Annotated in this window: 7 protein-coding genes; 3 read left to right on the top strand and 4 right to left on the bottom strand. The window is 39.7% G+C overall.

All coding sequences use genetic code 11. From position 1 onward, the window contains the following. Positions 1-277 precede the first annotated feature (277 nt). The 4 genes from ADH54_RS09230 to ADH54_RS09245 are packed head-to-tail and all read right to left on the bottom strand — an operon-like array spanning position 278 to position 3,416. Positions 278-571 carry a solute carrier family 23 protein gene (locus tag ADH54_RS09230; RefSeq protein WP_255261789.1) on the bottom strand — a complete coding sequence of 98 codons (294 nt, stop codon included), beginning with the start codon at positions 569-571 and terminating at the stop codon, positions 278-280. Beyond that, positions 571-1,809 (bottom strand): NAD(P)H-dependent oxidoreductase, encoded by a 1,239-nt coding sequence (locus tag ADH54_RS09235; RefSeq protein WP_000673650.1) that lies wholly within the window; start codon positions 1,807-1,809, stop codon positions 571-573. The genes ADH54_RS09230 and ADH54_RS09235 overlap by 1 nt, the downstream gene beginning before the upstream one ends. An 18-nt stretch (positions 1,810-1,827) precedes the next feature. Beyond that, complete coding sequence (locus ADH54_RS09240) at positions 1,828-2,433, bottom strand: NADPH-dependent FMN reductase (RefSeq protein WP_000915939.1); 606 nt, start codon at positions 2,431-2,433, stop codon at positions 1,828-1,830. A gap of 59 nt (positions 2,434-2,492) precedes the next feature. Continuing rightward, entirely contained in the window at positions 2,493-3,416 is a 924-nt protein-coding gene (locus ADH54_RS09245; protein WP_049524877.1) for an FAD:protein FMN transferase, read from the bottom strand. Positions 3,417-3,722: 306 nt separating this feature from the next. Between ADH54_RS09245 and nox the strand changes: the two genes are divergently transcribed. The 3 genes from nox (at position 3,723) to pdxT (ending at position 6,717) form a co-directional block, all read left to right on the top strand. Further along, a complete protein-coding gene (gene nox, locus ADH54_RS09250; RefSeq protein ID WP_033677012.1) occupies positions 3,723-5,102 on the top strand; it encodes a H2O-forming NADH oxidase in 1,380 nt (459 codons plus the stop codon). Positions 5,103-5,253: 151 nt separating this feature from the next. After that, positions 5,254-6,129: a pyridoxal 5'-phosphate synthase lyase subunit PdxS gene (gene pdxS / locus ADH54_RS09255; RefSeq protein WP_000138519.1), complete on the top strand. Its 876-nt coding sequence runs from the start codon at positions 5,254-5,256 to the stop codon at positions 6,127-6,129. Then, positions 6,130-6,717 (top strand): pyridoxal 5'-phosphate synthase glutaminase subunit PdxT, encoded by a 588-nt coding sequence (pdxT, locus tag ADH54_RS09260; RefSeq protein WP_049524878.1) that lies wholly within the window; start codon positions 6,130-6,132, stop codon positions 6,715-6,717. Positions 6,718-7,034 lie beyond the last annotated feature (317 nt).

A 7,034-nucleotide genomic window follows, 5' to 3' on the forward strand; every position in this document is an offset into this window, starting at 1 on the left:
GATTGAAACAAGATGTGAACAAATCGGTTAGGAAAGTCAAATTAATTTCTAGAAATATTTTAACAGCCATAACGTACTATTCTAGATTCAATATACTATATCTTGTTCTTGTTTCAATTGACGATATCACATTATGTACTGTTTTGCTTCATTTTATATAAAAGGACTTAGTCTTGTGCAGTACAGAACTAAATCCTTTCAATAATTATTTGTGCAACTTTTTGGGGTTAGTAAAGAGAAGCTCGTTTTTGTTCATTCTCTTTCTGTGTCAAGTCTCTTAATCTTTATTTTCGTATGGCAAGATTAAGTTCAAGATGATTCCTGTCATGGCTGATAAAGCAGTACCTGAAAGTGTAACTGGACCGAGTTTAAGGATAGCTCCTCCAAGTCCAAGGACCAACATAGCACTTGCGATGATTAGGTTACGCATTTGAGCGAAATAAACACGTTCTTTGATCAAGACTTTCAAACCGTTGCTGGCGATAACTCCATAAAGTAGGATTGACATCCCACCAAGTACAGTTGACAAAGAGCCAAAAAAGGAACCAAAATGGTTCCTAAAACTTATTATTAGTTACTTGCGCCAGATGTAGCGTCTGCGCCACCACCGTGACCTCCAGCATCACCTGAATCAGAAGCTCCAGATGTAGCATCTGCTCCGCCATGTCCTCCAGCAGGAGCTGCAGCATTTCCACCAACTAGACGTTGACCAGTTGTATTGAGGTACCAGTCAAGCCATGGTTGGAAATTAAAGATGATTTCATTGATTCCAGCATATGAACCATCTGGATAGTACATTGCTTGGTAATTATGGGTATTAATAACGCCTTCTGGTGTTCCTGGCACAATTGTACGGACATATTCTTGATCCCCGTTACGCAATACGCCGACAACCCATTCAACGTTTTTCATTCTAGAATCTGGCAATGAACCGTGCACAGTTCCTAAACGGTTTCCTGATTGAGCACATACACGTTTACCAAACATTGTATTTGGATCTTGGTGGGCGTTATTAAAGTACAAGAATTGGTTATTATCATCTGCAAATGTCAATTCAAATGGCATTGCTTTCAAGAACATGTCAATTTGGTTAACTGTCAAGATACCATGGTCTAATTTAACATAAGTATCTCCAGAAACAGCTCCAACAAGTTCAGCTGCTTTTTCTACCCATTCAGGATCATCAGGGTCAACACCTTGAATGGTAGTTGCAATTGAATTTGTACAATATAAATCTTCTGGTGCAATTGGTTTTGGTTTTTTCAATTTTGAAACGACTCCCACATATTTTACAAAGTTGTCCAAGCATGTTTCAAGGAAATTAATAGTTCCTTCATTTGTGATATTGCCCTCTGCGTCAAACGCTTCTTTGGCTTTACCAAGAAGAAATTCATTTCCTGGAAGAGTGTAGGCATTAACACCTGGAGCGTCAAGAATCTTACGAAGGTGAACTTGGGCACGAGAAGTACCTTGGTCGTAGTAAGAAGCTCCCACAATCATGACTGGTTTGTTTTCAAATGGATGAACTTCGTATGAAAGCCATTCAAGAACAGATTTTAGAGAAGCTGAGATTGTGTGGTTGTGCTCAGGAGTAGCAATAATGACACCATCAGCACGAGTAATTCTGTTATACAAGAGACGCAATTGGAAACTTTCATCCCATTTTTCGTCTTGGTTGAACATTGGAACTTCGTCAATTTCGAGAACTTCTAATTCAAATTTGAGTTTGAAGTGACGACGGATGAATTCCAAGAGTTTACGGTTATATGATTGATCGTAGTTTGATCCTACAAGTCCAACAAATTTCATTCTTTTTGGTCTCCTATCTTACAAATTTTCCCAGTCAAAGTCTTCAGCATCTTTGCGAAGTAGGGCTTGTGCGTTACGCAATTTTTCTGTAATTTTTACAAAGATACGGAAGTCGTCAAAAGTGGCATCCAGTTTTTTAATAACATCAAGATCTACTAAATCTCCACTTGGATTAAAGGCTTGAAGAGAATGTGAAAGCAAGAATTCATCAGGAAGGACACTTGCTTTGATTTCTGGAGCATTCAAGATTTGGCGAAGTTGTAATTGGGCGCGTGATGAACCAAGCGTACCGTAAGAAGCACCTGTAATCATGATTGGTTTGTTCAAGAGTGGGTAAATACCATAAGACAACCAAGCAAGAGCGCTCATCAAAACAGCTGGGATAGAGTGGTCATACTCAGGAGTACCGATAATAACGCCATCTGCCTCTTCGATTTTAGCAGCAATTTCCAGAATTTCAGCAGGTACTTGCTTGTCAGCTGGCTTGTTAAAGACAGGGATATCCTTGATTTCAACAAGTTCAATTTCAGCTTTGTCAGCAAAGTGTTTTTGCATGTATTGAAGCAATTGACGGTTTGTAGAACGTTTTGAATTTGTTCCAACAATAGCAATAAGTTTTAACATGAGATTTCCTTTCTCTTTTTACATAATACGATTTTAAAACTCCATTGAAACATCTATTTCTATAGAGTTGGAATTCCTGAAGAACAGCTTAGGTGGCCTTCTTTATCGATGAGGATGACTTCGATGCCCTTCAAACTTTCGACTTGCCAAAGGATAGAAGCAGGTCTTTCTCCAAAGAGTCGAGTTGTCCAGATTTCGCCATCAACTGATTTATCAGAGATAATTGTCAGACTAGCGAGTTCTGTTTCAACAGGATATCCTGTTTGACTGTCAAAAATGTGATGGTAATCTTTTCCATCGACTGTCAGGTGACGTTCATAAATGCCTGAAGTCACGACAGATTTATTGACAACGGGGATTGTCATTAAGTGATTTCCCCTCGGATTGGCTGGGTCTTGAATCCCGATTTGCCAAGCTTGATCCCCTCTTGCCTGATTTTTTCCAATGGTTAGGATATTCCCTCCCAGATTGATTAAGGCAGATGTCACTCCCTCATCTCTAAGAAATTGGGCAACCTTATCCGCACTATAACCCTTGGCTAAACAACCAAGATCGATCTTCATTCCTTTCTGTTTTAAAAACACAGTGGAAGTGGAAGAATCTAACTCGATATAATGAGGATTGATTAGAGGTAGCACCGATTCAATTTCTTGAGGCTGGGCGACCTTGGCATCTGAAAAACCGATACGCCAGGTTTGAATTAAGGGACCAATGCTGATGTTGAGATGGCTAGAGGGCGCTAAGCTATGCTCTAACCCAAGTGAAATCAGTTCAAACAGGTCTGGATGAACCTTGACGGGGGCTATTCCAGCTTGATGATTTATTTCCATCAACTCAGATTCTTGGCTATTGGCATTGAAGCGGTATTCTAGCTCTCTGAGTAAATCAAAGGATTTCTGGAGCAAGATATCTGCTCGCTCATCCACTAATGAAATAGTGATAGTGGTTCCCATTAGGCGTTCAGAATGTGAACTAAGAGGCAAGCTACCAACTCCTTTCTCTTATGAAAAGAAGGTTGAAATATAGTAAATTTATGAAAAATGAACCCCTTACATTTTCTTTCCATGATACTAGCATACCATAAAGTCAGCGTTTTCACAAATAAAATTTGTAAAGATGTCAAGAAATATGCTCAAGAAATGAAGAAAAATTGCAAGAATCCGTGTTAAGGTACAGATTATTTACATTTTTTTACAAAAAAATCGGGAAAATCAACTAAAGTCTTGTAAACGCTAACAGTAAATGTTATACTAGAAGAGTAAATTTAAAATTGAAGGTAGGAATTTTTTATGAGTAAAATCGTTGTAGTTGGTGCTAACCACGCTGGTACAGCATGTATTAATACTATGTTGGATAATTTTGGAAATGAGAATGAAATCGTTGTATTTGACCAAAACTCTAACATCTCTTTCCTAGGATGTGGAATGGCCCTCTGGATTGGGGAACAAATTGACGGTGCTGAAGGCTTGTTCTATTCTGATAAAGAAAAATTGGAAGCTAAAGGTGCTAAGGTTTACATGAACTCACCTGTTCTTTCAATCGACTATGATAACAAAGTAGTTACAGCAGAAGTTGAAGGAAAAGAGCACAAAGAATCATACGAGAAATTGATTTTTGCTACAGGTTCTACACCAATCTTGCCACCAATCGAAGGTGTTGAAATTGTTAAAGGCAACCGCGAATTTAAAGCAACTCTTGAAAACGTACAATTCGTGAAATTGTACCAAAATGCTGAAGAAGTTATCAATAAACTTGCTGACAAGAGCCAGCACCTTGACCGTATCGCCGTTGTTGGTGGTGGTTACATCGGTGTTGAACTTGCTGAAGCCTTTGAACGTCTTGGAAAAGAAGTTGTCCTTGTCGATATTGTTGATACTGTCTTGAACGGTTACTATGACAAAGACTTCACACAAATGATGGCGAAGAACTTGGAAGACCACAACATCCGCTTGGCGCTTGGTCAAACTGTTAAAGCAATCGAAGGTGACGGTAAAGTTGAACGCTTGATTACTGATAAAGAAACTTTCGATGTGGATATGGTTATCCTTGCAGTTGGTTTCCGTCCAAATACAGCCCTTGCTGATGGTAAGATTGAACTCTTCCGTAACGGTGCCTTCCTTGTAGACAAGAAACAAGAAACTTCACTTCCTGGTGTATTTGCCGTTGGTGACTGTGCGACTGTTTATGACAACGCTCGTAAAGACACAAGCTACATCGCCCTTGCTTCAAACGCAGTTCGTACTGGTATCGTTGGTGCCTACAACGCTTGTGGACATGAATTGGAAGGAATCGGTGTTCAAGGTTCAAATGGTATTTCAATCTACGGTCTTCACATGGTTTCAACTGGTTTGACTCTTGAAAAAGCTAAAGCTGCTGGTTACAACGCAACTGAAACAGGCTTTAACGATCTTCAAAAACCAGAATTTATGAAGCATGACAACCATGAAGTTGCCATCAAGATTGTCTTTGACAAAGATAGCCGTGAAATTCTTGGTGCGCAAATGGTCTCACGCGATTCTGCAATCAGCATGGGAATCCACATGTTCTCACTTGCTATCCAAGAGCATGTAACAATTGATAAATTGGCATTGACAGACCTATTCTTCTTGCCACACTTTAATAAACCATACAACTACATCACAATGGCTGCACTTACAGCTGAAAAATAAAAATGAATGAGCTATCTGGCCTTAAGCTAAGGTCAGATAGTTTTTTCATCATTCTGTACCCATACAATTATGTTTTTTTTATCTTGTGATTCATTCTAATCTAACTTAAAATGAAATGGTAGCTACCAATACAAATGATGAGGAAAAAGAAATGACTGAAAATCGTTATGAACTAAATAAAAACTTGGCACAGATGCTCAAAGGTGGGGTTATCATGGACGTTCAAAATCCTGAACAGGCCCGTATTGCAGAAGCTGCTGGTGCGGCAGCTGTGATGGCCTTGGAGCGGATTCCAGCTGATATTCGTGCAGCTGGTGGTGTTTCCCGTATGAGTGATCCAAAGATGATTAAGGAAATTCAAGAAGCGGTTAGTATTCCAGTAATGGCCAAGGTCAGAATCGGGCATTTTGTTGAGGCTCAGATTTTAGAGGCTATCGAAATTGACTATATCGATGAGAGTGAGGTTTTATCTCCAGCTGACGACCGTTTCCATGTGGACAAGAAAGAATTCCAAGTTCCTTTTGTTTGTGGTGCTAAGGATTTGGGAGAAGCCTTGCGTCGTATCGCTGAAGGTGCTTCTATGATTCGTACTAAAGGAGAACCAGGTACAGGGGATATTGTCCAAGCTGTTCGTCATATGCGCATGATGAATCAGGAAATTCGCCGTATTCAAAACTTACGTGAGGACGAACTTTATGTTGCTGCCAAGGATTTGCAAGTCCCTGTAGAATTGGTTCAATACGTCCATGAACATGGAAAATTGCCTGTTGTAAACTTCGCGGCTGGAGGTGTTGCAACGCCAGCAGATGCTGCGCTTATGATGCAATTAGGTGCAGAAGGCGTCTTTGTCGGTTCAGGTATTTTCAAGTCAGGAGATCCTGTTAAACGAGCCAGTGCCATTGTTAAGGCTGTGACTAACTTCCGTAATCCTCAAGTCTTAGCTAAAATCTCTGAAGATTTAGGAGAAGCCATGGTTGGTATCAATGAAAATGAGATCCAAATCCTCATGGCTGAGCGAGGAAAATAGATGAAAATCGGAATATTGGCCTTGCAAGGTGCTTTTGCAGAACATGCAAAAGTACTAGATCAATTAGGAGTCGAGAGTGTTGAAATCAGAAATCTAGATGATTTTCAGCAAGAACAGAGTGACTTGTCGGGTTTGATTTTACCTGGAGGAGAGTCTACAACCATGGGCAAGCTCTTACGAGACCAGGAGATGCTTATTCCCATCCGAGAAGCCATTTTATCTGGCTTACCAGTATTTGGGACCTGTGCGGGTTTAATTTTGCTGGCTAAGGAAATTACTTCTCAGGAAGAGAGTCATCTAGGAACTATGGATATGGTGGTCGAGCGCAATGCCTATGGGCGCCAATTAGGAAGTTTCTACACGGAAGCAGAATGTAAGGGAGTCGGTCAGATTCCAATGACCTTTATCCGTGGTCCAATTATCAGCAGTGTTGGCGAAGATGTAGAAATTCTAGCAAGAGTTGACGATCAAATTGTTGCTGCCCAAGAAAAAAATATGATGGTGACCTCTTTTCATCCAGAATTGACTGATGATGTGCGCTTGCACCAGTACTTTATAAATATGTGTGACAAAAAGATAGTGGAATAAAAATTGATAAATCAAGTTTCGATTCGCTTTTTCCAAAGAATCATTGTTTAAGTCATCTGACAGTATTCTGTGATTTTAGATTTATTTACGATAAATTAGAAAAGAATGATTGTTTTGACTTAGGGCATAAAGCTTATATGCTGAATATAGTGTTCAAGTATCTTTTATTGGGAGCACTTTAGAGGATGGAGTTAAAATACTATTCTATACTCCTTAATACTCTTCGACAATCTCTTCAAACCACATCAGCTTCACCTTGCCGTAGATATGGTTACTGACTTCGTCAGTTCTATCCACAACCTCAAAACAGTGTTTTG

Origin of the sequence: Streptococcus pseudopneumoniae (assembly GCF_001072315.1) — a bacterium.
GTDB classification, from domain to species: Bacteria; Bacillota; Bacilli; order Lactobacillales; family Streptococcaceae; genus Streptococcus; species Streptococcus pseudopneumoniae_R.

Coding starts and splice junctions, on each gene's coding strand:
- ADH54_RS09235 (WP_000673650.1), bottom strand. CDS start 1,809: ATGAAATTTGTTGGACTTGTAGGATCAAACTACGATCAATCATATAAC.
- ADH54_RS09240 (WP_000915939.1), bottom strand. CDS start 2,433: ATGTTAAAACTTATTGCTATTGTTGGAACAAATTCAAAACGTTCTACA.
- nox (WP_033677012.1), top strand. CDS start 3,723: ATGAGTAAAATCGTTGTAGTTGGTGCTAACCACGCTGGTACAGCATGT.
- pdxS (WP_000138519.1), top strand. CDS start 5,254: ATGACTGAAAATCGTTATGAACTAAATAAAAACTTGGCACAGATGCTC.
- pdxT (WP_049524878.1), top strand. CDS start 6,130: ATGAAAATCGGAATATTGGCCTTGCAAGGTGCTTTTGCAGAACATGCA.